The organism is Amycolatopsis sp. 505 (assembly GCF_031625235.1).
Taxonomy (GTDB): Bacteria; Actinomycetota; Actinomycetes; order Mycobacteriales; family Pseudonocardiaceae; genus Amycolatopsis.
In genome coordinates, this window is sequence record NZ_JACKQP010000004.1 from 651,109 (window position 1) to 677,656 (window position 26,548).

The window sequence follows — 26,548 nt, forward strand, 5'->3', positions numbered from 1 at the left end:
ACAAATCGGGCATTCAACGCACAGCGGAAGAAAGATCGCACCCGGGTGGGAGCAGGATGGCAGCCGGTTCTCGCCTGGGACTCGCGGAGGTTCGGATGGGTGCGCAGATCGTCTCGATATTCCTGCCGGCGGCGCTCGCGCTGGTGATGTTCGGCCTCGGCATGTCGCTGGCCCCGGCAGATTTCGCCAGGGTGGTGAAGTACCCGAAGGCCGCGATCGTCGCACTGGTGTGCCAGATGGTCGTGCTGCCCGCCATTTGCTACGGGCTGGTCGTGCTGTTCGGGCTCAACGGCGTGCTGGCCGTCGGGATGATGCTGCTCGTCGCCTCGCCCGGTGGGACGTCGGCGAACCTGTTCAGCCATCTCGCGGGTGGTGACGTCGCGCTCAACATCACCCTGACCGCGATCAACTCCGTGCTCGCGGTGTTCACGCTGCCGGTGGTGGTCGCGTTGTCGATGGCGCGGTTCATGGCCGGCGACGCGTCGGTCGGGCTGCAGCCCGCGAAGCTGGTGCAGGTGTTCGTGTTCGTGCTGGTCCCGGTGGCGATCGGCATGTGGGTCCGGCACCGCTCCCTCGCCTGGACCGAGAAGATGCAGAAGCCGGTGAAGATCGCGTCGATCGTCGTGCTGGCGCTGGCGATCATGTTCTCCATCATCGGGAACTTCAAGCTGCTGCTGGAGAACGCCGACACGCTCGCGCCGGTGGCGCTGCTGCTTTCCGTGCTGAGCCTGGCGATCGGCTACGGCGTGCCGCGGCTGCTGCGGGTGGAGCGGCAGCAGGCGATCGCGTCCGCCATGGAGATCGGCATCCACAACGCCGCGCTGGCCATCACCGTCGCCATGTCGGTGCTCGGCAGCGAGGCGATGGCGGTCCCGGCCGGCGTCTACGGCTCGGTGATGTTCGTGCCCGCCGCGATCGCCGCCTACGCGTTGAGCCGCAAGCGTTCCAAGGTCCTGAGCGTCACGGGCGTCTGAAGTCGTCGGGATTCCCGAGCCGCCCGCGCACTTCGGTGACCTCCGTGGTGACCTCGCCGACCTTCCCGACCCGGATTTCACTCCGGCAACGCAGGGACGCCGGTTCCCAGCTCACGAGACGCCGATCCCCGCGAGGACCGGGCCGGTGAACGGCGTGGCCGTGACGTCGTGGACCCGCGAGCCCCAGACCGCGTGGCCGTGGCCGGTCCACAGGGGCGCCACCGGCAGGTCACGCAGGAGCTGGTTCTCCGCCAGGCGGTACAGCTCGCCCGCCTCCTCCGGGGTGGCCGCCGCGTCCGCGAGGGCCAGGTTCTGGCGGAAGACCTCGTCCGCGTAGCCCGACTCCGCCGCCAGGCGCGACAGCAGTTCGTACGGGCTGGCCGTGGCCGGCTTGACGTCCAGTGTGGACGGGCCGTCGAGCTGGCCCGTGCCGGGGGCGGCCTGTGCCGTCACGGAAACGTCCAGCGCCTTGTGCAACCCGACCACCAGGGTGCGCGTCCACGCCTCCGCGCCGGGTCCGAAGTAGACGGTCGCGCCGCCGGGGAAGGCCGCCTGCTTCAGCAGGGCCTTGCCGGCCGCCGCGTCGAAGCTGCAGGGGCGGCAGGTGCCCGTGCGCTCGCCCGGGGCGTCCGAGGGCGGCAGCATCGCCTTGGCCGGGTCGACCTGGTGCGCGAGCGGGCCCGCCTCCAGGGCCGCCCGGTCGACGCCGAGGGCGAAGCCGTGGCGGACCGTCGCGTCGGCGAAGCGGGGGTTGCTCACCGGGAACGCCAGGTAGCCCGCCTCGGGCAGGGCCCAGGACGCGTGGCGGTCGGCGAAGTCACCGTGCATGGCCTCGTGCCGTTCGCCCGGCACCTCGGTCGCCAGGTCGAGCGTGCCCGCCTTGACCGCGTCGTACTGGGCGGCCGGCTCGCCGACCCGCAGCTCGATCTCCTCGGCCTTCCCGGTGCCGACGCGCTTGAGCGTGCCGCCCGAGCCCGGGTGCCAGCCGCCGTCCAGGCGGTACGGGCCGTTGCCGACCGGTGCCATCGCGAAACCGTCCCAATCCCCGGAAGCGAGCACCGACGCCGGCAGCGGGACCAGGCCCGGCGCGGCGAGCAGCGCGGGCACCTGGCCGGACGGCCGGTCGAGGGTCAGCGCGATCGTGTCCGGAGCCGCCGCCTTGATCTCGCGGGCGCGCAGGAGCTTCGTCAGCACCGGGGAGGACACCCAGTGCGCCGCCGCGACCGCCCGCCAGGTGTCCACATAGGACTGAGCGGTGACCGGAGTGCCGTCGTGGAACGTCGCCGGTCGCAGTTTGACCGTCCAGTGGACCCGGTCGGTGCTCTCGATCGACGCCGCCGCGCGCGGGGTGACCTTCCCGGACGCCGCGTCGTAGTCGGCGAGCGGCGTCCACAATGCGCCGGTCACCAGCCGGCCCGCTTGGTCGGCGAGGTCGGCCGGCAGCAGGGTCGCGGGCTCCCGGATGCCGACGGTCAGCACCCCGGGCCGGGCGGGGTCGGACCCCGAGCAGCCCGTGACGGCGAGGACCACGACGGCGAGCAGGACGAACAGGCGCATGAGCAAGTCTTATCAGTCAGGAGGCAACGAAAGACGGTTGTGTCCGGTTGATCTCCGTCGTACCGTTCGGTGGGTCACGCTCGGAGCGTTCTGGGAGGTTTCGCGTGCGCACCTGGTTGCGGTCGTGCTTCGCCGCCGTCACCGTCAGCGCCACCCTGGTCGCGACCGGGCTGCCGGCCGCGGCCTGCGGGGAGGACGACAAGCCCGCGACCCCGGCCGCCCGCACGGCGGGTGACCCGGGCGCGATCAAGAACGTCAAGGCCGTCGGCAACGTGCCCGACGCCGCCGGCGCCATCTCGATCGGCTTCCTCGACTACGGCCGCCGGGACGTCATGGTCGTGTCCGGCGAGTTCGGGCTCAAGGTCTACGACCTGACGAAGAACCCGGCCGCGCCGAAACTGGTCGGGCAGGTCAGCTTGCCGGGCCTGTGGGAGACCGAGGACACCGAGGTCGACCAGGACCGCAAGCTGGTCTTCCTGTCCCGCGACCCGCGCGCCTACGGCGGCACCACCCACACCGGCGAGTCCGGCATCTACGTCGTCGACGTCTCGAAGCCCGAGGCCCCGGCGATCCTCAGCTACGTGAAGGTGCCGGCCGGCCACACCACCAGCTGCGTCGACGGCTGCCGCTACCTCTGGACCGGCGGCCCGGCGAAGGCCGACGACCAGCCGGCCGACTGGGGCGGGCGCCCGATCTGGGTCACCGACATCCGCGACCCGAAGCACCCGAAGGTGAACCCGCAGCCGATCGAGCTGGCCCGCAACGACGGCAAGACCGACTACGTGCACGACGTGCAGGTCGACGCCGACGGCGTGGCCTGGGTGTCCGGCCGCGGCGGTGTCCGCGGCTACTGGACGTCCGGAATCCACCGCGACCCGCTGTCCGGCAAGATCCGCCGCGCGACGGCGCACGAGCCGATCCCGTACGCGGGCGGCGGCATCGCCGAGACGGCGGCGCCCTCGCGGTTCATGCACAACAGCTTCCACCCGGCCGGCCACCGCATCGGTGACGGCGCGTGGCGCGGCCAGGACCTGATCTACGCGACGGAGGAGAACTTCGTCGACGGCTGCGCGGGCGACGGCGTCCTGACGATCTCGTCCCTGAAGGGCTCCTACCACGGTGAAGGCTGGCGCTCGACGCCTTCGCAGCCGTTCCGGCTGCAGAGCGTCGGAACGTGGAGCGTCAACGGCCAGGAGGGCAGCGACCCGGCCTCCGACGACTGCTCCGCCCACTACTTCGACGTCCGCGGCAAGATCCTGGTCCAGTCGTTCTACGCGCAGGGCACCCGGTTCCTCGACGTCAGCGACCCGACGAACCCGCGCCAGATCGCCTACTACCGCCCGGCCGACGCGAGCGCGTGGGCGCCGTACTGGCACGGGAAGTACGTCTACGTCGCGGACAACACCCGCGGCGTCGACGTCCTGCAGCTCACGAAGTAGCCGGGACCGGGGCCGCCGTCCAGCAGGCGGAGTCTGCCAATTGAGCGTCAACTCGCCCACGGCCTCGTGGAAGAACCGCTTGACGCCGTACTGCTGCTCGGCCACCCGGTCCTCCGCCCACAGCGCGGCGAACTCCGCCGACCGCGTGCACAGGCCCGCGCGTTCTGGGCCGACACGATGGGCTGGCGCGTCCTGCAGGTCTGGCCGTACGGCGACCTGACCCTGGCCTCCGTGCTGCCGCCCGCCCAGGACGACTTCCACCTGGAAATACCCGGCGGCCTGGGCGCCGCGGCCCAGCCGCAGTTCGGCGACGTCGACGCGAGCCTGGCCGAGCTGCGCAAGCGCGGCGTCGAAATCGTCGACCCCGCCGTTCGAGATCGCTGACAGCAGTTCGAGCTGTCCGAGCGCGTCGGGTGAGCCGCCGGAGGCCGCCGCGGTCCGGCTCGGCGGCGGCCTCCGGTGTGCTCTACTGCCGCAGCCAGACCGCGGTGTCCGTCGGCAGGGTGTCGGTGACTTCGCCGCTGGCCAGCAGGATCTCGCCCGGCGGCAGCGGCACCGGTTCCGGCGAGAAGTTCAGCGCGAACGTGAACCCCCGTCGGAACGCCAGCACCCCTTCGCCGAGCGACAGCCATTCGAGCGGGCCGCTCGGCAGGTCCCGCCGCAGCCGTAGCCCGGTGCGGTACAGCGACAGCATCGACGCCGGATCCGCTGCCTCCGCCTCGGCCGTGTAGTCCCGCCACGAAGCGGGCTGCGGCAGCCAGGCTTCGCCGCTGCCGAAGCCGAACGGCGGCTCGGACCCCGACCACGGGATCGGTACCCGGCAGCCGTCGCGGCCCGGGTCGGTGCCGTGGGTGCGGGCGAAGACCGGGTCCTGGCGCAGCTCGTCCGGGATGTCCAGGACCTCCCACAGCCCCAGCTCCTCGCCCTGGTAGACGTACAGTCCGCCGGGCAGCGCCAGCGTCAGCAGCGCCGCCGCCCGGGCTCGGCGGGTGCCCAGGTCGAGGTCCACCGGGGCCGAGTGCAGCCGGTTCGCGAACGAGAAACCCGTGTCGCCCTCGCGGCCGTAGCGGGTGACGTGGCGGGTGACGTCGTGGTTCGACAGCACCCAGGCCGCCGGGGCGCCGACCTCGTCGTGCGCCTTCAGCGTCCGGTCGATCACGTCCCGGAAGCGCTTGCTGTCCCACGGGCAGACCAGGAAGTCGAAGTTGAACGCCGAATGCAGCTCGTCGCGGCGCAGGTAGCGCGCGGCCCGGGACATGTCCGGCAGCCACATCTCGCCGACCAGCACGCGCTCGCCGCCGTAGCTGTCGGCGATCTTGCGCCACGAGCGGTAGATCTCGTGCAGGCCTTCCTGGTCGGAGAACGGCGTCTCGTCGCCGTCGTCGACGTCGGGCAGGTGGGGATCCTTGACCAGGCCGTCGGCGACGTCGATGCGGAAGCCGTCGACGCCGCGGTCGAACCAGAAGCGCAGCACGTCCTCGAACTCCGTGCGGATCTCCGGGTTGTCCCAGTTGAAGTCGGGCTGGCGTGAGCTGTAGAGGTGCAGGTACCACTCGCCGTCCGGGACGCGCGTCCACGCCGACCCGCCGAAGCGCGACTTCCAGTTGTTCGGCGGTTCGCTGCCGTCCGGGCCGCGGCCGGGCCGGAACCAGAACCGTTGCCGTTCCGGTGATCCCGGGCCCGCGGCCAGCGCGGCCTGGAACCAGTGGTGCTCGTCGGAGCAGTGGTTGGGCACGATGTCGATGATCACCCGGATGCCCCGGGTGTGGGCTTCGGCGATCAGGTCCTCCGCCTCGGCGAGGGTGCCGAAGAGCGGCTCGATGTCGCGGAAGTCGGCGACGTCGTAGCCGCCGTCGTCCATCGGCGACGGGTACCACGGGGTGAACCAGATCGCGTCGATCCCCAGGTCGGCCAGGTGGTCCAGCCGGGCGCGGACGCCGGCGAGGTCGCCGACGCCGTCGCCGTTGCCGTCCGCGAAGCTGCGGATGTACACCTGGTAGATCGCCGCGCTCCGCCACCAGCCGGTCTTGTCGATCACTAAAGTGCCCCTCCCAGTCGGTTCGGAAAAGCCCTCAGCCCTTGAGGCTGCCGGCGGTCAGCCCGGCGAGGATCTGCCGCTGGAACGCCAGGAACAGCGCGACCATCGGCAGGCTGGCCAGCACCATCCCGGCGACGAGCACGTTGAGCGGCATGTCGATCGCCACCCGCTGCAGCATCACCGAGAGCGTCTGCTTTTCGGTGTCCGGGAACACCAGCAGCGGCCAGATGAAGTCCTTCCACGCGGCGACCACCGCGAGGATCGACACCACGGCCAGGATCGGCCGCGAAATCGGCAGGATGATCCGCCAAAGCGTGCGCACCGGCCCGGCGCCGTCGAGGCGCGCCGCTTCGAGCAGCTCGTCGGGGATCTGGTCGAAGAACCGCTTCAGCAGGTAGATGTTGAACGCGTTCGCCGCCGCGGGCAGCCAGACCGCGGCCGGCGAGTTGATCAGGTTGAGGTGCAGGAGCGGCAGGTCCGTCACCGTCACGTACGTCGGGACGAGCAACGCCGTGGCCGGCAGCATCAGCGTGGCCAGCATCAGCCCGAGCACGACGTTGCCGAACTTCGGCCGCAGCTTCGACAGCGCGAACGCGGCCGGGACGTCGATGGCCAGCTGCGCCAGCCACGCGCCACCGGCGACGATCAGCGTGTTGAGGAAGTACTTGCCCAGGCTGAGCTGGTCCCAGGCGTCGGCGAAGGTTTCCGGGTGCCACTCGCGCGGGACGAGCGTCGCCGGGGTCTGCGCCAGTTCCTGCGGTGACTTCATCGCGCCCGTCACGACCCAGTAGAGCGGGAACATGAAGGCGAGGACGAAAATGGCGAGCGTGCCGGCGAAGACGACGGCGTACAGGAGCTTGCCGCGCGGGCTGCGCAGCGCGCCGGGGGAGACGAGGGTCCTCATGCCTGGTCCGCCTTCCGCGTCAGCCGGACGTACCACGCCGAGAACACGCCCAGCGCCACGAACAGCAGCAGGCTCATCGCGCTCGCCGAGCCGAAGTCGTTGTAGACGAAGGCGTAGCGGTACAAGAGCAGGAGCACGGTGACCGTGGAGTCGTCCGGGCCGCCGCCGGTCATCACGTACGGCTCGGTGAACACCTGCATGGTCGCGACCACCTGCAGCAGCAGGAGCACCAGCAGGACGAACCGGGTCTGCGGGAACGTCACGTGCCGCAGGCGTTTCCACAACCCGGCGCCGTCGAGCTCCGCGGCTTCGTAGAGTTCGCCGGGGATGGTGCCGAGCGCGGCCAGGTAGATGAGCGTGGTGCTGCCCATGTTGGCCCACGTCGAGACGAACACCAGGCTGAGCATCGCGGTCCCGCTCGAATCCAGCCACTGGCCGCCGGGGAGGCCGACCGCGCCGAGCGCGGAGTTGAACAGGCCGGGACCGGGGTCGTAGAACCACTTCCACATCAGCGCCGTCACGACGGGCGGCAGCATCACCGGCAGGTAGACGGCGAGCCGGAAGAACGCCTTGGCGTGGCGGAGTTCGTTCAGCAGCACCGCGGTGAAGAACGGGACGGCGAAGCCGAAGACCAGCGCGAGCCCGGTGAACAGCAGCGTGTTGCGCCAGGCGACGCCGAACAGCGGGTCTTCGAACAGCCGCGTGAAGTTGTCGAAGCCGACCCACGTGGGCGCGTTGACGAAGTCGACCTGCTGGAAGCTCAGCAGGACGCCGCGGACGATCGGGTACCAGGAGAACAGCGCGAACACCACGAGTGCGGCGCTGAGCAGGCCGTACGCGGTGACGTTCTCCTTGAGCTTGCGCTTCAGCCGGGTCCGGTTCGCCGTCGTTGCGGCCGGGCGCCCGGCCCGCGACGGTTTCGCCGCGGGCCAGGCGAGCAGGCTACTTGACCTGGGCGAGGACACTGTTGACCTTCGACGACGCCGACGACAGCTGCTGGTCGAGGTTGGCGTTCTGGTCGGTCAGGACGGCCTGCATGACGCTGTCGAGCGCGGCGTAGATCTGCTGCGCGTTCGGCGGCTCGATGCTGCCCTTGATCTTGCTCGTGGTGTCTACATAGGACTGGAAGTTCTTGGCGGGCACGTTGGCGTACTTGGTCTTCAGGGCCAGCTGCTGCTCGCGGACCGAGCCGGTCCAGACGTCCGGGGTCGGCTCGGCGGGCAGGCCGACCGGCTGCTTGCCGTCGACGTACTGCTGGATGTGCTTCTCGAAGCGGTCCGGGTTGAGGTACTTCCACTGGATCCACTCGAGGCCGGCCTTGACCTTCTCCGGCGAGGCCTTCGGGTTGATCATGTAGCCCTCGCCGCCGAGCAGGGTGCCCTGGCCGCCGGGCATGCCCGCGATGCCGTAGTCCTCGTACTTGCCGTTGAACTGCTTGACCAGCACGGGAACGTTGTCCGGGGCGGCCATGTACATGCCGAGCTGGCCGGCGCCCATCATCCGCTGGACGTCCTGCGCTTCGAGCAGCTGCTTGGCGCCCATCGAGTTGTCGGTCCAGCGCATGTCGTGCAGGTACTGGAGGGCTTGCTTGCCCTTCTCGTTGGCGAAGTCGGCGACCCACTTGTCGCCGTCCTTGCGGGCGATGTCGCCGCCCATCGAGTACAGCCAGCCGGTGAGGTGCCAGCCGCCCTGGTTGTTCTTGCTGTAGTCGGCGTACCCGACGACGCCGTTGCCGAGCGCGGAGATCTTCTTCGCGGCTTCGCGCACTTCGTCCCAGGTCTGCGGCGGCTTGTCCGGGTCGAGCCCGGCCTTCTGGAACAGCGGGCGGTTGTAGAGCAGGCCCATCGTGTAGTTCATGGTGGGCAGGCCATAGAGCTTTCCGTTGGCGTCGCGGAAGTTGTCGAGCAGTTCCGGCTTGAGGTCGCCGATGTGCGGGACGCTCTTCACGGCTTCGGTGATGTCGGCGGCCTGGTGGCGGGCGATGATCTGCGCGGGGTCGGTGAAGTAGACGTAGTAGACGTCTTCGAGCTGCCCGCCGGCGAGCTTCGCGGAGAACGTCTTCGGGTCCATGAAGCCTTCGTGCGGATCGATGTCGATGTTCGGGTGCGACGCCTCGAACTCCTTGACGTCGGCGTCGAACACGCTGCGCTCGAACGGCTGACTGGTCGGCGGCTGCCCGGTGACGGTGATCTTGACCTTGCCGCCGCTCTGGGCCGCGGTATCGCCGTCCCCGCAGGCGGCGGCGGCGAGGGCGAGCCCGCCCGCGGCGAGCAGGCAGAACATCCGTCGGGTGGCGGTTCTGGACCAGGGACTGCTCATCTCAAGCCTCTTCTCGGGGTCGCGACGGCTGTCACGTGATTGCGGTCACTCTAAAGTGGGAGACCGGATCGGCGCAATAAGCCGACGAGACTTTGCAAGTTACGAACAGGCCGCAGCTGTCCACAGGAGGACGGCGATGTGGACTGGCGGCTCCCGAAGAGGCTCTTTCCCGGCTTTGTATCGGGGGCTGCCGATAAGCTGGACTTGGGCACGCCCCCCTGGGAGGGCGGGGGAGTTTCCGGGGCGGGTGTGGGCCCTGCGGACACAAAAGAGCGCGACGGCTCGGGAGCCGTCGCGCCTCTCGGGAGTCGGACGTCAGGCGGTGCGGCGCGCGGTGGAGCCGCGGACCACCAGCTCCGGCGCGAAGAGCAGCTCCTCGGCTGCCACTTCGCCGCCGTTGATGCGCTTGACCAGCAGCTCGACCACCGCGCGGCCCATGGCCTCGATCGGCTGCCGCGTGGTCGTCAGGGGCGGGTCGGTGCAGTTCATCAGGGCCGAGTCGTCGTAGCCGACCACCGAGATGTCCTCCGGCACCGACAGCCCCTGGCGGCGGGCTGCCCGGACCGCGCCCAACGCCAAGAGGTCGCTCGCGCACAGCACCGCCGTCGCCCCGCGCGGGTACAGCCGGGCCGCCGCCGCGTGGCCGCCCTCGATCGAGAACATCCCGTGCTCGACCAGCTCGTCCAGGACCGGCAACCCCAGCTTCGCCGCATACGAACGGAACGCCTCGAGCTTGCGCTGCGACGGCACGTGGTCCGACGGCCCGAGGACCAGGCCGATCTTCTCGTGCCCGAGCGAGCTCAGGTGCCCCACCACCTGCTCGACGGCCACCGCGTCGTCGCACGAGACCTGGGGCAGGCCGAGGTGGTCGACCGCCGCGTTGATCAGCACCGTCGGGAGCCGGCGCTCGACCAGGTGGTGGTAGTGCGTGTGGACCGCGTCCGCCTGCGCGTACAGGCCGCCGGCGAACACCACGCCCGACACCTGCTGCTGCAGCAGCAGCTCGACGTACTCCGCCTCGGACACCCCGCCCGCCGTGCGCGTGCAGAGCACCGGCGTGAACCCCTGCTGGGCCAGTGCGTTGCCCATGATCTCGGCCAGCGCCGGGAAGATCGGGTTCTGCAGCTCCGGCAGCACCAGCCCGACCAGGCGGGCGCGCTCGCCGCGCAGCTGGGTGGGCCGCTCGTAGCCCATCACGTCCAACGCGGTGAGCACGGCGGCCCGGGTGCTCGCGGACACCCCGGACCGGCCGTTGAGCACCCGGCTGACCGTGGCTTCGCTGACCCCGACCTGGCGGGCGACTTCGGCAAGACGACGCGTCATAGTCGAAACTTTACAGCAACTCGGCGCAAAAGTAAGACAAGCCCGGACCGGTGGCGAGACCGGTCCGGGCTCGGAGACTACGCGGCCGCGACCTCGAACTCCGACACCTGACCGGCGGGCCAGCCCGTGTTGCCGATGAACGTCAGCCGCACGAACCGCTGGGACGTCGTCGCGAAGGACACCGACGCCGTGTTCCCGGACGCCGGGTCGAAGGTGTACCCACGTGAACCCACCAGCGTCGTGTACGAGCCGCCGTCGGTGCTGCCTGAGATCGTCACCGTCTGGGTGCGCGCGCCCCACGCCGAGGACGGCGGCAGTTTCAGCGTCACCTTGTTGATCGACGCCGCCGTGCCCAGGTCCACCGTCAGCGTCTGCGGGAACGCGTTGTTCGCGCTCTCCCAGTAGGAGCCGGCGTCACCGTCGTTCGCGTTCGACGGCGGGAAGCCGCCCTGGGACCCGGACGCGCTGATCGCCTTGCCGCGCGCCAGGTTGGTGCCGGACTGCGGGGGCTGCGGCGGGCCCGAGTTCGGCGCGGGCCACGTCGAGCAGTCGCTCCAGGTGCCGGTCCAGCCGCTGTTGCCCGACCCGCCGAAGGTCATGCGCGGGATCGACGTCGGGTACGGGCAGTTGTACGTCCCGGTGACGCCGACGCCGGACGCCGTCAGGTTGCTGATCGACACCGCACCCTGCGTCTGGGACTGCGCGACGAACGTGCCGACGCCCTGCACCGTGACGCCGTCGATGGTGATGCCCTGGATCGGCTTCCCCGCGCCGTTGCCGTCGATGAACTGGATGGCCTCGTACGGGCTCTGGATCGCGGTGAAGCCGGTGACGCGGATGGTCACGCCGGTGATCGCCTGGTCGCGGGCGTCGAACCAAAGCGCGCCGACGCCGAACTGCCAGTTCGGGTCGAGCGCGCCGGCCCGCAGCGCGGTGTTGTTCGACAGCGTCACCGTGCCCGACAGCGGCACCGAGTTGAACCGGTTCGCGACCAGGTAGCCGCCGCCGAGGGCGTTGGTGTCCTGGACGAGATTGCCGCTCACCGTGTTGTTCGAACCGCCGTACAGCGCGATGCCGTTGGCCAGGTTCGGCTGCACGACCGTGTTGTTCACCAGCGAGTTGCCCGAGTCGGCCTGGCCGTTGGACCACAGCGCGAGGCCGTCGTCGCCGTTGTTGCGCAGGTAGTTGTTGCGCAATGTGGAATTCGTGACGGCGCCGTCGAAGTTGACGCCGTCGGCCTGCGTGTCGAGGATGCGGTTGTTCTCGATGGTCAGGTTCGACGACGCGCCGTTCATCAGCCACAGCCCGCACTTGGTGTCCTGGATCCACAGCCCGGACACGACCGAGCCGGTGCCGAGGACGCCGTGGAAGGCGTTGTCCGGGCTGCCGTCGTTGCGCTCGGTCACGTCGCCGAAGACGGCGAAGTCGTACAGCTTGATGTTGCCGGACGCGCTGCCGTTGTTGAAGATGTTGTTGCCGTGCAGCACGGTGTACCACTGGCCCGCGCCCCGGACCGTGGTCTGGTCGATCTGCAGCGCCGACCCGATTTCGAACCGCCCGGACGGCACCCACACCTCACGCCCTTGCGAGCGCGCGGCCGAAAGGGCGTTGCGGAACGCCTGTGAGTCGTCCGACGAGTCGTTCGCCGTGGCGCCGTAGTCGGTGACCGACAGCGCGTTCGCCGGTTTCGTGCCCGCGCCGCCGACCTGCTCGAAGTCGGCGAGGTCGATGGTCGCCTGACCGACGTCACCGGAGTCGGCCTGCACGCGGACCTTCGCGCCCGCCGCCAGGTTCTGGCCCAGCAGCAGCCGGGCGTCGTCGAAGAAGTGGTGCGTCTTCGCGCCGGGGATCCAGCCGGTGTCCACATAGGAATAGCGGGAGGTGACCGGCAACGCCAGCCTGGTCCCGTTGACCGACACCGTGAGGCGGCCGGACGAGCCATCCGGGACGTTGTAGTGGACGTTGATCGAGTTCGCCGCCGCGGGCAGCGTGAACTCGACGTACTGGCCGGTCGTGATCCGGACCGCCTGCCGCCCGGACGCTTCCGAGGCGATCGACGCCTGGGTGTAGTCGGGGCCGACAGCCGAGCCGTTGGTCGCCGAGCACTCGGCCTCGACGGTCCGGAACGGCACGCTCGCGCCGCCGGACGCCGTCGTCGGGCAGGTCGCCGCGGCGGCCGGGGTCGCACCGGACAGGAGGGTCAGGCCGGACGCGGCGAGCGCGGCGGCCAGCAATGCCGGAATGCGGGACATCGTCATCACCTCTCAGGAGGAATAGGCTTCGAGTTCGGACAGCTGCCCGGCGGGCCAGCCGGTGTTTCCGGTGAAGGTGAGCCGCAGCGTGCGCACCGACGTCGCCGGGAAGGTCACGGTCGCGGAGTTGCCGGACGCGGGGTTGAACGTGTAGCCCGCCGCGGCCTTGACGCCGTCGACCGAGATCGTCTGCGTGCGGGTGCCCCACGCCGAGGACGGCGGCAGCTTCAGCACCAGCCGAGAGACGGTGACCGTGCTGCCGAAGTCGACGGTCAGCGACTGCGGGAACGAGTTGTTCGTGCTCTCCCAGTAGGAGTTCGCGTCGCCGTCGACCGCGTTGCCCGGCGGGAAACCACCCTGCGACCCGGACGCGCTGATGGCCTTGTGCAGCGCCAGGTTGCCCGACGGCTGGGTCGGCGTGGTGGTCGGCGGCGGGGTCGTCGTGGTGCCGCCGTTGTCCGAGCCGTACACCGGCGTCGGCCACGAGCCGCAGTACGTCGTCGTCCAGCCGGAGTTGCCGCCCTGGTCGGCCAGGCCGCTCATCGCGTCCGGGCCCAGGCAGTTGTAGACACCCGCGCGGCCGACCCCGGTCGCGACGACGTTCTTCACCGACCCCGTCGGCTTCGCCTGCAGCTGCCAGGCGAACGTGCCGGCGCCGGCGATCCGGACGCCGTCGAAGTGGACGTCCGTGGTGGCGCCGTCGATGAACTGGATCGCCTCGTAGTTGTTGTCCAGCAGGTCGTTGTCGGTGACGTCGATCCGGCCGGTGATGGCGGAGTCGCGGCCGTCGAACCACAGCGCGCCCACGCCGAACTGCCAGTTCGAGTCGAGCACGCCGGTGCGGATGGCGGTGTTGCGCGCGACCGTCGTGGTGCCCGACAGCGGCACCGCGCTGAACCGGTTCGCGATGTGCAGGCCGCCGCCCTGGTCCTGGTTGTCGGCCACGACGTTGTCGGACACGGTGTTGTCGTGCCCGCCGTAGACCGCGATGTTGTTGGCGAGGATCGGCAGCAGCACGGTGTTGAAGGAGAACGTGTTGTGGTGGTCGGCGTCGTGCTCGGACCACATCGCTAGGCCGTCGTCGCCGGTGTTGCGCAGGAAGTTGTTCGTCACCAGCGTGTTGCTGATGCCCTGGTGCAGGTTCAGGCCGTCGGCGGTCTGGTCGAGGATCCGGTTGCCGGACACGGTGAGCCCGTCGAACGGCCCGTCGAGCCACAGCCCGACCTTCGTGTGCTGCAGCCACAGGTTCTGCACGACCGAGCCGCCGCCGAGCGCGCCGCCGATGGCGTTGGACTGGTCGCAGTCGACGCGGGCGTCGACCTGGCCGATGATCGCGAAGTCGAACAGCTTGACCGCGCGGCTGGTGCCGGGGACGGCAGGGTTTCCGGGATACGTCGGCGTTCCGCAGCTCGCCGGCTCGCCCTTGCCGAAGATCCCGGCACGCGGCCCGGTCAGCACCGAGTACCACGGTCCGGCACCGCGGATCGTCACCTGGTCGACGGTGATGTGGTGGCCGAGGGTGAAGGTCCCGGCCGGGATCCAGACCTCCTTGCCCTGGCTGCGCGCCGCGGCCACGGCGGCGTCGAACGCGCCCGCGTCGTCGCCGGCGTCGTTCGCGGTGGCGCCGTAGTCGGTGACGGACACCGAGTTCGCGGGCCGGGCGGCGGCCGCGCCGACCTGCTCGAAGTCGGCGAGGTCGACGGTGACCGGGGTGACGTCGCCCGCGTCGACCTGCAGCCTGATCTTGGTGCCGGCCGGGTAGGACGTGCCGAGCAACGCGCGGGTCTCGTCGTAGAAGTGGTGCGCGTGGCCGTCGCCCGGGTTGTTGGTGAACGGGTACGAGCCGTAGTACCAGGCCCACTTCGACGTCAGGGCGATGTCCCGGTTGTGCGAACCGCCGACGTACAGCGAGACCGTGCCGTTGACCGAGTCCGGGACGCTGTAGCGGACGTCGATCGAGTTCGCCGGTGCGGTGAGGGTGAATTCGACGTACTGGCCCTGGCCGGAGAGCGTCACCGCCTTCCGGCCGGAGGCTTCGCCGGCGAGGGTGCCGGCGGCGCGGTTCGGGCCGATGACCGACCCGTTCGTCGCCGCGGTTTCCGCTTCCTGTTCGAGGAAGGGGACCGAGGCGCCGCGGGCGGCCGCGAGCGCGCCGGCCGGAACCGCGGCGATGGTGACGCCCGCCGCCGTGACGACGGCGAGGGCGAGAGCGCCGAATCTGAATTTGGGCGCACTGAAGACAGAGCTGGGAGACATGGGCAGCACTGGCCTTTCCGCAGCTGGTGGGGACCTCTGTGATCGGGATCATACGAATCTCGGACAAGAAATCGCAATAGTCGAACGAACTTACGCAAGTTTGCGACAGGAATTGACGACTGGGCCGCATGTCCGACGGCTGCTTACGCCCGGCGGAGCAACGCCTCCGCCGCCGCCCCGCGCTGATAGTTTTCCGGCATGAGCCAGCGACGTGCGGACGGGAGCGCCGGGGACGCCGACTACGGCGCCATCGGCGGGGTCTACACCGACTACCGCAAGCCGGATCCGCGGATCGGCCGGTACATCCTCGACGCGCTGGGCGAGGCCCGGACGGTGCTGAACGTCGGCGCGGGCGCCGGTGCGTACGAACCCGAAGACCGCGAAGTGACCGCGGTCGAACCGTCGGCGTCGATGCGCGCGCAGCGGCCGGCGGGCCTGCCGCCGGCGGTGGACGCGGTCGCCGAGAAGCTGCCGTTCGGCGACCGGGCGTTCGAGGGCGCGATGAGCACGTTCAGCGTGCACCAGTGGAACGACCTGTGGACCGGCCTCAAGGAGCTGCGCCGCGTCACCCGCGGCCCGATCGCGATCCTGACCTGCGACCCGGACCTGCTGCGCCGCTTCTGGCTGCTCGACTACGCGCCCGAGGTGATCGAGACCGAAGCCCGGCGCTACCCGTCGGTCGACGACATCGCCGACGGCCTCGGCGGCCACACCTCGATCGTCCCGGTGCCGATCCCGATCGACTGCACCGACGGCTTCAACGAGGCCTACTACGCCCGCCCGGAACGCTTGCTGGACCCGGGCGCCCGGCTGTCGTGCTCGGCGTGGAGCTTCGTCGACGACCGCGTGCACCACCGCTTCGCCGCGGAGCTGCAACACGACCTCGACGACGGGAGGTGGGAGCGCCGCTACGGCCGGCTGCGCGAGCAGCCGACCTTCGAGGGCTCCCTGGTGCTCGTCGTCTCGAACCCCACGGCCTGAGTACCTCGGGTTCGCCCGCCGGCTGCGTCGCCTACTCGGCCAGGAGCTCCTGCAGCTCCCGCACCGCGACAGCGAGTTCGTCGGCGAAGCGGTACATCTCCGCCGAGACGTGCTTCGGCGTGCTCAGGTAGATGTTCCAGCGGTCCGGCAGCAGCACGTACGCGATGCCGATGCACTGCGGGCTGGTCGACCCGAAGCCGAAGTACTGGATGTTGACCGACGGCGCCGAGCTCGTGCTCAGGTAGTCGTCGCGCGACTTCAGCCAGCCCGGCGAGGAGAACAGCGCCGGGTCCGGGTCTCCGCGGCGCTTGCCGATCAGCTGCAGCTCCCAGAGGTGCTGTTCCGGCGCGTCCCCGGCCTGGCACTCCTTGGCCCGCGCCACGTGCTTCGCCGCGGCCGCACGGAACGCTTCGCGCTTTTCGACGTCCGAAGCATCCGGCGAAGTCAGCACGTCGGCGAAGCGCACCACCTCCGGCGTGACGACCCGCATGGCCTCGGTCCGGCCGTTCTGGAACTGCCTCGTCGCGATCGACTCGTACGTCGCCCCCGTCAGGCCCTTCGCGCGGCGGTGGGCCAGCTGGTACGACATCTGCGCGAAGGCGTCCGGAGACATCCCGAGCTCCTTCGCGCGGTTCGCCCCGAAGTCGAACGACACCGTCTGCGTCGCCGTCGCGTCCGCGTAAGCCTTGAAAGCTTCCCAGGCGGCCCGCGCGTCTTCGCGAAGCGCGTCGGTCAGCGTGAACTCGACGACTTCGTAGCCGGGGACGCCGTCAGCCGGTTCGCGCTCCTCGCGCGAACCGCTCAGCAGCGCGTCGGTGAAGCCGAGGATCGTGGTGCCGTCGAGTTCGCAGTGCTCGACGTTGATGCCCGCCGTGCCGTCCTCGAACACGATCAGCGAGACGGCCTTGTCGTACCAGCGGTTGTCGCCGTACAGCAGCCGGTCACCCGCCTCCAGCGCGTCCGACGGCGCGAAATCGTCCAGGCACAGGCAGAACAACGCCGTCTCGATGGTCTCCAGGGCTTCCGCGTTGCCCGCTTCGAGCAGCGCGGCCCGCGAAGCCGCCCACTCGGCGCGCGCTTTCGTCGTGAAGGCGCCGGCCGGGACGTCGGTGACGTGGTCGTCCTTGAGGATCGCGCGCAGCGCGTCGGCCAGCTGGGCCGGCGAGTGCGGGCGGCCGTCTTCGGCGAGGACGTCCAGCCGGAACGGCGTGCCCTTCGAAAACACCACGATGTGCCGTTCGGGCGACGGGAACCGGGTGCGCGCGGTGTCCAGCAGCGGGCCGGGAATCCGCGTCGCCGAGAAGAGGTACTTGTGCTGCACCATCGACTGCGGTGTGCCGCGCAGCAGCACCGGCGGCACCAGCTCGTCGTCGAGCTTCAGCTTGTAGTCCACGGCGGCCGCGGCCAGCTCGGCCGCACGTTCGACCTGGCCCAGCGGGGAATCCTGGAACAGGAAGAAGAAGTTGGCGTTGAGCGCGATCCGGTCCCGGCGGCCGAGGTAGCGGTACGGCCAGAACGTGTCGAGCCAGCTGCGCACGCCGGGCGAGCGGTCGTACTCCTCGAGCCGCGCCTGCAGCTCCAGGCCCGGGCCCGCCACGAACTCGGCGATCGCCGCTTCGGTCTCCGCCAGCTCCTCCGGCGTCAGCAGCGGGGCGCACCATTCGAGGAACCGGCGGCGGCTGTCCTCCAGCGTGGGGACGGGGACGCGGGGGAGCCGGTCCTCGTTGCCGAAGGTGCGGGTGGACCATTCCGGACTGCTCACGGTCATCCTTCTGAGTCGGGGAGGTCGAGCTCGGCCAAGCCTGCAGGACGGGAAACATACAGCCGGGCGTAGAGCCACCCGTCGGACTCCAGTCCGGTGGGGTCGACGCCGGCCGCGCTCAGGGTGTCCAGGATCTGTTCCTGCTCCTCGGCGGACGCGAACTGCCGCTGCCGGAAGACGCCGTCGACGCTCATGGTCTCGTACCCCAGCTCGGCGAGGCTCTCGGCGATCGGCTCGTAGGAGAACATCCGCAGCACGAAGTGCGCCATCCACGGCCGCGCGCCGCGCGCGACGCGGGTGAGGGTCTTCTCGGTGACGTATCCGACGCAGCCGGTGGAGATGACGAGGTCGACGTCGTCCAGGAGCTTCTGCTGCGTGCTGTCCGGGTCGTCGCGTTCGAGGTCCGCGTGGAGCGCCTCGTCCAGGAAGCCGGCGGAAAGCGCGTACTCGAGGGCCGGGGCCGAACTGTCGAGGCCGTAGAACCGCGGGTTGCCGGTGCGGACGCGCTTCCGGTCCGTCTCCACCAGTGCCGCGTGGTCCAGCGCGCGCATAGCCGGGGACGTGTAGTGGGCGTAGAGGTCGTCCATCGTCGCGTCGCACCGCTGCAGGGCCGCGTTGACGCCGTACGAGCAGCCGACGTCGAGCACGGTCGGCCGCTCGGCGGGGTGCTCGGCGATCAGCTTCGCGAAGTACGGCTTCGCCAGCTGCGGGATGCCGTAGCCGACGCGCTTGAGCGTGCCGAAGAACGGACGCGGGTCGGGCGCGGTGTAGATGTGGTCGAACGAGATCTTGCCGGTCGAGTCGAAAGGCACGGGCCAGGCTCCTAGTCGAGCAGTTCGTCGCCGCGGGCGGTCCGCTCCGCGAGGTGGGCGGGCAGGACGCGGCCGAACAGCTGCCGCGTCCGCTCCACGCTGCCGATCACACCGGGACGCTCGCTGTAGGCGAAGATCGCGGAGTGCCGCGCGATCGCGCCCTCCACGGTACTGACCCGGTGCAACGCGAAGCGACCTTTGAACAGCTGGAGATCACCGGGCCGCAGGTTCAGGCGCCGGACCAGCCGGGTGTCGCCGGCCAGCACCGAGCGCACGGCGGCGAAGTTCTCGTCCGCGGCGGACCGGATGTTCGGGCAGTACTCGAAGATCCCGCCGGCGTCCGCGGCCTGCGTCAGCATGCTGACGGTGTGGGTGTTCGTGTCGAAGTGCCACGGGTGCGCGCGGCCGGGCGCGATCACGTTGAGCGTCAGCCCCGACAGCGGGTCGGCGAGTTCGTGCAGCTCCGGCAGCCCGAAGCAGTCCGCGACGAACCGGCGGAACACCGGGCTGGTGTAGAGCCGGCTGATGATCGCCGAGGCCGGGATGCGGTCACGCGCGACGAAGGCGTTGCCGCGTTCCATAATCGTCCGGCCGGGGTGGTCTTCGGGCAGCGGCTCGTCGATCGCGGTGTTGTAGGCGTTGACCTTTTCGATCTTGGTGTACGCGTGCGGTTCGAGCGCGGCGCACTCCGCGCGCAGCACGTCGTGCAACTCGGCACGGATGAAGTCGGGGAGCACGCTGCAGCCGGCGTCGGCCAGCTCCGCGCGGGTGCGGCCGACGACCTCGCGCCAGGCAGGACTGTCCGGTTCGGTGAGCGGGTAGCGGTCGGTGTCGACCATTTCCAGTGGCGCTACGGAGGTGCTCATCGTCGAGGTCCCTTCCGGCGGGTGAAGGAACAGAGGTAGCACAGAAGCCCGCCGGCCAACCGTCGGTTTGTGAGCGGTGACACAAAGTGGTCAGTTGCCGATTTTGGTGGCCCACGCGCTGAGCTTGACGGTGTCGGTGGTGCCGAGGTCGGTCTCCAGCGGCTGCTTCTGCTCGGGCTCCCCGGGGATCGGGACCACCGCGATCGCGGCACCGGTGTGCTTGTCGCCGCTGGTGACGGTGGCCGACCAGGCGAGCACCGACAACGCCTTCTCGCCCGGCTGGAGAGTCAGGTCCTGCGGGCCCGGATCGGGGGCGAAGTAGGACGTTTCGTGCAGCACCCGGACGTCGAGCGGCACGCCGTCACCGGCGAGGATCTTCAGGTCCGGGTAGCCGGTCACCTGGCGCGGCACGGTGTCCCGGTTGGTCAGCGTCAGCACACTGGCTCGGTGCCCGAGGCCCGCTTCGACCTGACCGACCGAAAGGGACAGCCCCTTCGACGGCGGCGGCCCGTACGTCGGGCTCGGTGCCGGCGTCGGTGTCTGCGCGGGCGGCGGCGTGCTGCAACCCGCGAGAAGCGCTACGGCAAGGAACGGCGCGAAGCGGGAAACCCCCATGCCGCGGAAGGGTAGCGGAGGTCGCGAATGACTCATTCGGGACGCCAGGCGTCCCGAATGAGTCATTCGCGACGGTTCACGGAGTCAGCAGGGGCAGCAGCGGCTTGCGCACGGCGGTCGCGACGCCGTCCGACGCCTCCGCGGCGGCGATCCGCTCCGGCGACGGCCGTCCGTAGCCGGTCGTGCGCTGGACCAGCGGGCGGCCGAGCGGCTCGACCATCGCGCGCATGTCGCTGATCGTCTTGTACGACCCGTGCGACGCGCCGGCCATCCGGCTGATCGTCTCCTCCATCAGCGTGCCGCCGATGTCGTTGACGCCGCCCTGCAGCACCGCGCGGCTGCCCTCTTCGCCGAGCTTCACCCAGGAGCTCTGGATGTTGTCGATCATGCCGTGTAGCAGCAGCCGGGCCAGCGCGTGCACCGCGCGGTTTTCGCGCAGCGTCGTGCCCGGGCGGGCGAGGCCGGCCAGGTAGATCGGCGCGCTCTGGTGGATGAACGGCAGCAGGACGAACTCGGTGAACCCGCGCCGCCCGTGCTTCTCCAGGCCTTCGCGCTGCAGCCGGGCGAGCAGCTTCAGGTGCGCGACCCAGTGCGCGGGCGTGTCGACGTGGCCGTACATCATCGTGGACGTCGTCGGCAGCCCGACCTCGTGCGCGGTCGTGACCACCTTGATCCACTCCGACGTCGGCAGCTTGCCCTTGGTGAGCACCCAGCGGACGTCGTCGTCCAGGATCTCCGCCGCCGTCCCCGGCAGCGAGTCCACGCCGGACTCCTTGGCCGTGATGAGCCAGTCCTTCAGCGAGAGGTTGGTGCGCGAAGCGCCGTTCACGACCTCCATCGGGCTGTAGGAGTGCAGGTGGATCTCCGGCTGACGGCGCTTGACCTCGGCCGCGAGGTCGAAGTACGCGGTGCCCGGCAGGTCCGGGTGGATGCCGCCCTGCATGCAGATCTCGGTCGCGCCCGCGGCCCACGCCTCGTCGACGCGGTCGCCGACCTGCTCCAGCGAGAGCGTGTACGCGTCGGCGTCGGTGCGACGCTGGGCGAAGGCGCAGAAGCGGCAACCCGTGTAGCAGACGTTCGTGAAGTTGATGTTCCGCGTGACGACGAAGGTGACGTCGTCGCCGACCGTCTCGCGCCGCAGGTCGTCGGCGATCCGGGTGAACGCGTCCAGTTCCTTGCCGTCGGCGTGCAGCAGCGCCAGCGCGGCGTCGTCGGAAAGCCCGGCCGGGTCCTTTTCGGCGCTGCGCAAGGCTTCCAGGATGTCCGTGTCGAACTTGGCCGGCCCGGTCTTGATCCGGTCGCCGATCTCCTTCCAGTCCCCGTACACCGAGTCGAAGTCGCTGCGGCGGTCCTCGGTGCGGCCGCTGGTGTCGATCTCGGTGTGCAGGTCGGTGCGGCCGGACTCCTGCCAGCCGCCGTCCGGCTCCTGCCACGGGAGGCCGACCGGCATCGCGCCCTCGCGGGCCATGCCGGTGTCGTAGTCGACGAGCGCGGCGACGTGCCGCGTGATCCGCGGGTCCAGCCACGGCTCGCCCGCCTTGACGTACTCGGGGTAGATGGTGAGCCGTTCCTTCAGCTCGAAGCCGGCCTTCTCGGTGCGGCGGGCGAGTTCGTCGATCTGCGGCCACGCGCGTTCCGGGTTGACGTGGTCCGGGGTCAGCGGCGAGACGCCACCCCAGTCGTCGATGCCGGCGCGGATCATCAGGTCGTACTGGTTGCCGATCAGGTTCGGCGGCGCCTGGATGCGCATCTTCGGGCCGAGCACCAGCCGCGCGACGGCGATGTTCGCGGCGAGCTCCTCGAGGTCGGCGTCCGGGGTCGCGCGCATCTTCGTGTCCGGCTTGGCCCGGAAGTTCTGCACGATGACTTCTTGGATGCCGCCATAGGTCCTGGCGACCTTGCGGATCTCGAACAGCGCGTCCGCGCGCTCCTCGAACGTCTCGCCGATGCCGATGAGGACGCCGGTGGTGAACGGGACGCTGCTGCGCCCGGCGTCCTCGAGCACCCGGAGCCGCACCGCCGGGTCCTTGTCCGGCGAGCCGTAGTGCGGGCCGCCCTTCTCGCTCCACAGCCGGGTCGCGGTGGTCTCCAGCATCATGCCCATCGACGGCGCGACCGGCTTGAGCCGCTGGAAGTCCTGCCAGGTCAGCACGCCCGGGTTGAGGTGCGGCAGCAGGCCGGTCTCCTCCAGCACCCGGATCGCCATCGCGCGGACATACGAGAGCGTGTCGTCGTAGCCGTGGGCGTCCAGCCACTCGCGGGCGGCCTTCCAGCGGTCCTCGGGCCGGTCGCCGAGCGTGAACAGGGCTTCCTTGCAGCCCATCTCCGCACCCTTGCGGGCGATGTCGAGAACCTCGTCGGGCGAGAGGAACGGCGATTCGAGCCGGCCGGGCACGGTGACGAAGGTGCAGTAACCGCAGCGGTCCCGGCACAGGCGCGTCAGCGGGATGAACACCTTGCGGCTGTAGGTGATGACGCCGGCGCGGCCGGCCTCGGCCAGGCCCGCGTCGCGGATGCGCGAGGCGTACTCGGACAGCTGGGTGAGGTCGTCACCGCGGGCGTGCAGCAGGACGCTCGCTTCGGCTACGTCGAGTGTCTTCCCGTCACGCGCCCGGGCGAGCGCGCGGCGCATCGCGGAGGCGGTCGGGGCGGTGGCGTCGGGTTCGGGTCCCATTCCGCCAACGCTAGGACCGCCCTCGCGCGACCAGCCAGTGTGTGTTCCGCACCCGGCTCACCCGATCGGTTCGCGTGATCGTCGCCGCAGGTCAACGGGTCCGCGTAGTTGTCGATCAGCACGCCGGCGTGTATTACCTAAAGGGTGGCATCGGTGGTCGGGAAGAAGATCGGCGGACGGACGTACTACTACCTGGCGGAGTCCGCCCGGGTCGACGGCAAGCCGCGGGTGGTGACCCAGCGTTACCTCGGTACCGCCGACGAGATCGCCCGCGCCGTCCCGGGCGGCGAGCCCGCCTCGGCGTCGTACCGGACGTACGGCGACGTCGCCGCGGTGTGGGCGACGCTGTCCCGGCTGGACTTCGTCGCTCGCGTCGACGACGTCGTGCGCGCGAAGCCGTCGTTGGGGCTGACCCTCGCCGTGGCGGTGCTGCACCGCGCGACCGCCCCCGAGACGCCGATCGCTGCCTGGTGGAAGACGAGTGCGGCCGCGGACCTCGTCCGGCTGTCCACAGTGGATGGGCTGTGGCGGGCGCTGGAACGGCTGACCCCGGAACGCATCGCGGGCATCGAGGAGACCGTCGCCGCCGCGGTCCTGGCCACAGTGGACGACCACGCGGCGCTCGCCGTCGACGTCCCGCAGTTCGCCGCCTTCGCCCCGGCGGACTGCACGCTGCCGTCGGCCTGCCAGGGCGTGCTCGCCGGCGCCGGCCTGCGGGTGACCCGGGACGGCGCCATCCCGCTGGCGTCGCGGCTGTACCGGCGGGACGACGGCAGCGCGCCCACGTTTGCCTCCCTCATGGCGGGGCTGGGGCCGGCGACCCTCGTCTTCCACGCCGGCCAGGCCGCCCAGCTGGACCTGGGCTCACGCAGCGGCTTCGTCGGGTCGTTGCCGTTGACCGACCACCCCGAGCTGCTGACCCAGCCGGCGTCCGCGCGCAAGCGCGTCGACCCCGAACGGTTCGCCGGCCTCACCGCGCTGGACACCCACGCGGTCGTCGACGGCGTCCGGCGACGGGTGGTCCTCACGCATTCGGCGACGCTGCACGCGGCGCAGTCCCGCGCGTTCGCCGACGAGCTGGCCACCGCGACCCGGGAGCTGGACGGCCTGGCCGAGGCGCTGGCCGCGGGCACCCACCGCGGCGACCGCGCCCAGGTGCACGCCGAGATCGGCCGGGTGACGCGGGGACGGCGCGTCGAGCGCGTGCTCACCGCCGTCCTGAGCGGGAACCGGCCCGGCGAGATCCGGCTCGAACGGCGGATCGACACCGCCGCGGTGGCGCGGCTCGACGAGGAGTTCTTCGGCAAGCAGGTGCTGGTCACCGACCGGGACTGGCCGGTCGCCGAGGTCGTGACGGCCTACCGCGCCCGCACCCACCTCGAATCGACGTTCCGCTGGCTCACCGGCCCCGCCGTCACCGGCCCGACCCCGCGCTGGGAGTGGACGCGGCAGCGGATCGCCGCGCACGGCCTCGTCTCGGTGCTCGCCGCGACCGTGACGCACCTGATGCGGCGCGAGGCGGACCGGGCGGGGATGAACCTGTCGGTGCGCGAGCTGCTCGACCAGCTGGCCGGCATCGGCGAGCTGGTGCTGCGCTACCCGTCGACCGGCGGCCGGCCGCGGACCAAGCGCCTGCTGACCGAGCTGGACCCGGGTCAGCAGGCGCTGGCCGACCTGTTTCAGCTCTCGCGGTAGATCTGCAGCGCCGAGAAGCTCTGGACCACCGGCATCAGCTCGATGACGTTGATGTTCACGTGCTTCGGCTGGGACGCGGCCCAGTGCACCGACTCGGCGACGTCGTCCGCCGTGAGCGGCGTCGTGCCTTCGTAGACCTTGTCCGCCTTGGCCTGGTCGCCGTCGAAGCGGACCTTCGAGAAGTCCGTGCCGCCGACCATGCCGGGCTCGACGTTGGTGACGCGCACGCCGGTGCCGTGCAGGTCGCTGCGCAGGTTGAGGCTGAACTGGTGGACGAACGCCTTGGTCGCGCCGTAGACGTTGCCGCCGGGGTAGGGATAGGTGCCGGCGATCGAGCCGATGTTGATCACGTGGCCGCGGCCGCGCTCGACCATGCCCGGCAGCAGCGCGCGCGTGACGTGCGCGAGGCCGCGGACGTTGGTCGCGATCATCTCGTCCCAGTCCCGCAGGTCGGCCTTGTGCGCGGGCTCGAGCCCCTTCGCCAGGCCGGCGTTGTTGACCAGGACGTCGACCTCTCGCCAATTTTCGGCGAGACCGTCGACCACGGTCTTGACCGCTTCGGGGTCGCTGACGTCGAGGACCACCGGGAGGACGGCGTCGCCGAGCTCGGCGGCCAGCTTCTGGAGCTTGTCCGCACTGCGGGCGACGGCGATCACGCGGGCGCCCTCGGCGACGAACCGGCGCGCGATGGCGTCACCGAAGCCGGCGCTCGCGCCGGTCACGAACACGGTCTGCTGGGTCATCTGGTGGCTCCGCTGTTGGTCAGGAAGGTGCTGAGTGCCTCGTCGAACTCGGTTTCGCGCTCCAGGTTAGGCAGGTGACCCGCGCCCTCGATCACCACCAGGGTGGAACCCCGGACCTTCCGGTGGATCAGCTCGGCGTCGGCGACCGGGGTGAACTCGTCCTCACTGCCCACCACGACCAGGGTGGGAACGTCGATCCCGCTCAGCGCCGGCGTGTAGTCGGGGCGCTCGGCGCGTCCTCGGAGCGCGGCCGCGGCGCCCTGCTCCGGCGCGTTGCGCATCATCGTGCGGACGTGCGCCTCGACGTCCGGCCTGGTCGCGCGGGTCTGCTTCGAGATCATCTTGGGGAGGAGCTCCTCGGCGTAACGCTCCATGCCCTCCTCGATGATCCTCGCGGCGGTGTCGATGCGCGCCTGCTTGGCCTCCGGGGTGTCGAGGCCGGCGAACGTGTCGGCGAGGAGGAGGGCTTCGACGCGGCCGGGGTGGTCCGCCACCAGCTGCATGGCGATCTGTCCGCCCATGGAGAGGCCGCCGAGGACGAACCGGTCCAGGCCCAGGTGGTCGGCCAGGGCGACGAGGTCGGCGGCGAAGACGTCGAGCCCGGTCTTCGCGTCCTGGGCGGGGGACTCGCCGTAGCCGCGGAGGTCGGGGACGACGACGCGGTGGCCGCGCTCGGCGAGGTGCCTGGCTTGGGGCCGCCACATGGAGCGGTCGAAGGGGTGGCCGTGGACCAGCAGGACCGGACGGCCGGTCCCGAGGTCGTCGTGGGCGAGGTTCATGCGGCCGACGTTAGGCAGAGCGCTGGCTCCGAGCAATACGGTGCAATGTAGTCGGAGCAATGTTTTTCCGGCGCGCATCTGTGGCGCTCGGGGCCGGTTGGGGGCAGACTGGGTCTCGGACGGGCTTCGTCATGGGGTCTGACCTGCGCCGATCTTGTTAAGGGACCCCCCTGTTTCGGGCCCTTTCGGGGCATGTAAAGTTCTCCAAGTCGCCAGGGAAACCGAGCGACAGGGACACGAACCAAGCTCTCGCGGAAAGCGATTGAGTGGGTGGCCCATAAAGACTGCTAGGAATAACTCGCTTCGAGCGAGCCGCTTGATCGCGGCGGATTCGGGGTGTGTTGCTTGAGAACTCAACAGTGTGCTAGTGAACTAAGCCAGTAGAGCTTATATTTGAAACCCCCTCGTCGGGGTTTCCTTTGAGAGCATTATATTGCCTCGATTAAACTATTCATTGTTGGAGAGTTTGATCCTGGCTCAGGACGAACGCTGGCGGCGTGCTTAACACATGCAAGTCGAACGCTGAAGCACCTTCGGGTGTGGATGAGTGGCGAACGGG

General features: G+C 70.2%; 19 protein-coding genes, 1 rRNA gene and 1 pseudogene. 5 read left to right on the top strand and 16 right to left on the bottom strand.

The window, feature by feature from the left end:
* The first annotated feature begins 95 nt into the window (after positions 1-95).
* Positions 96-974 carry a bile acid:sodium symporter family protein gene (locus tag H5965_RS18960; protein ID WP_310971337.1) on the top strand — a complete coding sequence of 293 codons (879 nt, stop codon included), beginning with the start codon at positions 96-98 and terminating at the stop codon, positions 972-974.
* Between the two features lie 111 nt (positions 975-1,085).
* Here the strand turns inward: H5965_RS18960 and H5965_RS18965 are convergent, their stop codons facing one another.
* Positions 1,086-2,531, bottom strand: coding sequence for an ABC transporter substrate-binding protein (locus H5965_RS18965; protein WP_310971338.1), 1,446 nt, complete (start codon positions 2,529-2,531; stop codon positions 1,086-1,088).
* A 104-nt stretch (positions 2,532-2,635) separates the two neighbouring features.
* Here H5965_RS18965 and H5965_RS18970 point away from each other — a divergent pair, with 104 nt between their 5' ends.
* Positions 2,636-3,970 carry a hypothetical protein gene (locus H5965_RS18970; protein WP_310971339.1) on the top strand — a complete coding sequence of 445 codons (1,335 nt, stop codon included), beginning with the start codon at positions 2,636-2,638 and terminating at the stop codon, positions 3,968-3,970.
* A gap of 66 nt (positions 3,971-4,036) precedes the next feature.
* On the opposite strand, the pseudogene H5965_RS46160 reads toward H5965_RS18970, so the two are convergent.
* The 8 genes and pseudogenes from H5965_RS46160 to H5965_RS19010 form a co-directional block, all read right to left on the bottom strand.
* Positions 4,037-4,231 (bottom strand): annotated as a pseudogene (locus tag H5965_RS46160) (hypothetical protein); the annotation flags it as partial.
* A gap of 205 nt (positions 4,232-4,436) precedes the next feature.
* Complete coding sequence (locus tag H5965_RS18980) at positions 4,437-6,008, bottom strand: glycoside hydrolase family 13 protein (protein WP_310971341.1); 1,572 nt, start codon at positions 6,006-6,008, stop codon at positions 4,437-4,439.
* Positions 6,009-6,042: 34 nt separating this feature from the next.
* On the bottom strand, positions 6,043-6,912 hold the full coding sequence (locus H5965_RS18985) for a carbohydrate ABC transporter permease (RefSeq protein WP_310971342.1): 870 nt from the start codon (positions 6,910-6,912) through the stop codon (positions 6,043-6,045).
* Complete coding sequence (locus H5965_RS18990; RefSeq protein ID WP_310971343.1) at positions 6,909-7,877, bottom strand: sugar ABC transporter permease; 969 nt, start codon at positions 7,875-7,877, stop codon at positions 6,909-6,911. Before H5965_RS18990 ends, H5965_RS18985 begins: the two co-directional genes overlap by 4 nt.
* Complete coding sequence (locus H5965_RS18995) at positions 7,855-9,231, bottom strand: extracellular solute-binding protein (protein WP_310971344.1); 1,377 nt, start codon at positions 9,229-9,231, stop codon at positions 7,855-7,857. The genes H5965_RS18990 and H5965_RS18995 overlap by 23 nt, the downstream gene beginning before the upstream one ends.
* Before the next feature lie 315 nt (positions 9,232-9,546).
* A complete protein-coding gene (locus H5965_RS19000) occupies positions 9,547-10,554 on the bottom strand; it encodes a LacI family DNA-binding transcriptional regulator (protein WP_310971345.1) in 1,008 nt (335 codons plus the stop codon).
* 77 nt (positions 10,555-10,631) lie between these two features.
* Complete coding sequence (locus H5965_RS19005) at positions 10,632-12,812, bottom strand: discoidin domain-containing protein (RefSeq protein WP_310971346.1); 2,181 nt, start codon at positions 12,810-12,812, stop codon at positions 10,632-10,634.
* Between the two features lie 6 nt (positions 12,813-12,818).
* Positions 12,819-15,062, bottom strand: a complete 2,244-nt coding sequence (locus H5965_RS19010) for a discoidin domain-containing protein (RefSeq protein ID WP_310971347.1) — start codon at positions 15,060-15,062, stop codon at positions 12,819-12,821.
* Between the two features lie 198 nt (positions 15,063-15,260).
* Here H5965_RS19010 and H5965_RS19015 point away from each other — a divergent pair, with 198 nt between their 5' ends.
* On the top strand, positions 15,261-16,043 hold the full coding sequence (locus H5965_RS19015; RefSeq protein ID WP_310971348.1) for a methyltransferase domain-containing protein: 783 nt from the start codon (positions 15,261-15,263) through the stop codon (positions 16,041-16,043).
* Between the two features lie 31 nt (positions 16,044-16,074).
* Here the strand turns inward: H5965_RS19015 and H5965_RS19020 are convergent, their stop codons facing one another.
* The 5 genes from H5965_RS19020 to H5965_RS19040 form a co-directional block, all read right to left on the bottom strand.
* Complete coding sequence (locus H5965_RS19020) at positions 16,075-17,811, bottom strand: choline/carnitine O-acyltransferase (RefSeq protein ID WP_310971349.1); 1,737 nt, start codon at positions 17,809-17,811, stop codon at positions 16,075-16,077.
* A complete protein-coding gene (locus H5965_RS19025) occupies positions 17,808-18,617 on the bottom strand; it encodes a class I SAM-dependent methyltransferase (protein WP_310971350.1) in 810 nt (269 codons plus the stop codon). The genes H5965_RS19020 and H5965_RS19025 overlap by 4 nt, the downstream gene beginning before the upstream one ends.
* An 11-nt stretch (positions 18,618-18,628) precedes the next feature.
* Positions 18,629-19,483, bottom strand: coding sequence for an arpA protein (locus H5965_RS19030; protein WP_310971351.1), 855 nt, complete (start codon positions 19,481-19,483; stop codon positions 18,629-18,631).
* A 90-nt stretch (positions 19,484-19,573) separates the two neighbouring features.
* Complete coding sequence (locus tag H5965_RS19035) at positions 19,574-20,098, bottom strand: DUF4232 domain-containing protein (RefSeq protein WP_310971352.1); 525 nt, start codon at positions 20,096-20,098, stop codon at positions 19,574-19,576.
* A gap of 76 nt (positions 20,099-20,174) precedes the next feature.
* On the bottom strand, positions 20,175-22,772 hold the full coding sequence (locus H5965_RS19040) for a bifunctional FO biosynthesis protein CofGH (RefSeq protein ID WP_310971353.1): 2,598 nt from the start codon (positions 22,770-22,772) through the stop codon (positions 20,175-20,177).
* A gap of 153 nt (positions 22,773-22,925) precedes the next feature.
* Here H5965_RS19040 and H5965_RS19045 point away from each other — a divergent pair, with 153 nt between their 5' ends.
* Complete coding sequence (locus H5965_RS19045) at positions 22,926-24,467, top strand: transposase (protein WP_310971354.1); 1,542 nt, start codon at positions 22,926-22,928, stop codon at positions 24,465-24,467.
* Here H5965_RS19045 and H5965_RS19050 read toward each other — a convergent pair.
* Positions 24,452-25,210 carry an SDR family oxidoreductase gene (locus tag H5965_RS19050; protein WP_310971355.1) on the bottom strand — a complete coding sequence of 253 codons (759 nt, stop codon included), beginning with the start codon at positions 25,208-25,210 and terminating at the stop codon, positions 24,452-24,454. The two genes, H5965_RS19045 and H5965_RS19050, sit on opposite strands and share 16 nt — an antisense overlap.
* Positions 25,207-25,989: an alpha/beta fold hydrolase gene (locus H5965_RS19055; RefSeq protein WP_310971356.1), complete on the bottom strand. Its 783-nt coding sequence runs from the start codon at positions 25,987-25,989 to the stop codon at positions 25,207-25,209. The genes H5965_RS19050 and H5965_RS19055 overlap by 4 nt, the downstream gene beginning before the upstream one ends.
* A 454-nt stretch (positions 25,990-26,443) precedes the next feature.
* Between H5965_RS19055 and H5965_RS19060 the strand changes: the two genes are divergently transcribed.
* Positions 26,444-26,548: ribosomal RNA gene (locus H5965_RS19060) — 16S ribosomal RNA — on the top strand; the annotation flags it as partial.

What these genes read in the sequence shown, in the direction of transcription:
- H5965_RS18960 (WP_310971337.1), top strand. Translation starts at nt 96, where the DNA reads ATGGGTGCGCAGATCGTCTCGATATTCCTGCCGGCGGCGCTCGCGCTG.
- H5965_RS18965 (WP_310971338.1), bottom strand. Translation starts at nt 2,531, where the DNA reads ATGCGCCTGTTCGTCCTGCTCGCCGTCGTGGTCCTCGCCGTCACGGGC.
- H5965_RS18985 (WP_310971342.1), bottom strand. Translation starts at nt 6,912, where the DNA reads ATGAGGACCCTCGTCTCCCCCGGCGCGCTGCGCAGCCCGCGCGGCAAG.
- H5965_RS18995 (WP_310971344.1), bottom strand. Translation starts at nt 9,231, where the DNA reads ATGAGCAGTCCCTGGTCCAGAACCGCCACCCGACGGATGTTCTGCCTG.
- H5965_RS19000 (WP_310971345.1), bottom strand. Translation starts at nt 10,554, where the DNA reads ATGACGCGTCGTCTTGCCGAAGTCGCCCGCCAGGTCGGGGTCAGCGAA.
- H5965_RS19005 (WP_310971346.1), bottom strand. Translation starts at nt 12,812, where the DNA reads ATGACGATGTCCCGCATTCCGGCATTGCTGGCCGCCGCGCTCGCCGCG.
- H5965_RS19010 (WP_310971347.1), bottom strand. Translation starts at nt 15,062, where the DNA reads ATGTCTCCCAGCTCTGTCTTCAGTGCGCCCAAATTCAGATTCGGCGCT.
- H5965_RS19015 (WP_310971348.1), top strand. Translation starts at nt 15,261, where the DNA reads ATGAGCCAGCGACGTGCGGACGGGAGCGCCGGGGACGCCGACTACGGC.
- H5965_RS19020 (WP_310971349.1), bottom strand. Translation starts at nt 17,811, where the DNA reads ATGACCGTGAGCAGTCCGGAATGGTCCACCCGCACCTTCGGCAACGAG.
- H5965_RS19030 (WP_310971351.1), bottom strand. Translation starts at nt 19,483, where the DNA reads ATGAGCACCTCCGTAGCGCCACTGGAAATGGTCGACACCGACCGCTAC.
- H5965_RS19035 (WP_310971352.1), bottom strand. Translation starts at nt 20,098, where the DNA reads ATGGGGGTTTCCCGCTTCGCGCCGTTCCTTGCCGTAGCGCTTCTCGCG.
- H5965_RS19040 (WP_310971353.1), bottom strand. Translation starts at nt 22,772, where the DNA reads ATGGGACCCGAACCCGACGCCACCGCCCCGACCGCCTCCGCGATGCGC.
- H5965_RS19050 (WP_310971355.1), bottom strand. Translation starts at nt 25,210, where the DNA reads ATGACCCAGCAGACCGTGTTCGTGACCGGCGCGAGCGCCGGCTTCGGT.
- H5965_RS19055 (WP_310971356.1), bottom strand. Translation starts at nt 25,989, where the DNA reads ATGAACCTCGCCCACGACGACCTCGGGACCGGCCGTCCGGTCCTGCTG.